Annotated in this window: 1 protein-coding gene; it reads right to left on the bottom strand. The window is 25.7% G+C overall.

Features of this window, described 5'->3' with window-relative positions; genetic code table 11:
- Positions 1–355, bottom strand: a 355-nt coding sequence (locus tag LFLEISCH_RS14425; protein WP_241432928.1) for a low temperature requirement protein A, incomplete at its 3' end; no start/stop codon positions are given.
- Positions 356–553: the final 198 nt, after the last annotated feature.

The following is a 553-nucleotide window of genomic DNA, read 5'->3' as shown; positions in this document are numbered from 1 at the left end:
TTAAATAATAATAAAAAGAAATGATAAAACTTTTTTTTTCTAATGCAGAATTACTAGAATAAAATGTTATGCAATATTCCAAAAGAACGATGGAATACAATAAAGTTGTACATAGCACAAAAGGAAAAAAAGTTTCTTGGAAATGAAAGTTAATGGATTGAGAGAGAACCATCACAATAAACATATTTAATAAGATAAATATATAATTTATGACACTACCTTTAAAAAAACGATTGTTATAAACTGTTTGATAGGTCCAAACACTCCAAAAGCTTAATACAACTATACAATACTTGATGATGGCATCTAAATATAAACCTTGATCTTCAAATGCTACCAATAATACCTCTGACATTTGACTTATTGCGTAGACAAAAATTAAATCGTAGAACAATTCCACCATACTGACACTTCTTTTTTTCTTTCATATTAACCTCCAAAAAATACATTTATTCAAAACAAAATAACTACAAGAAAATTGGTTCCTTGTAGTTATTTTACTTAGATTATTTTTGAACTTATTTCTTAAATTTAGGCACTAACCACTTCATAA

This window comes from Listeria fleischmannii subsp. fleischmannii LU2006-1, from assembly GCF_000344175.1.
GTDB classification, from domain to species: Bacteria; Bacillota; Bacilli; order Lactobacillales; family Listeriaceae; genus Listeria; species Listeria fleischmannii.
The sequence above is the reverse complement of the archived record's forward strand: the minus strand, read 5'-3'. Positions and strand labels throughout refer to the sequence as shown.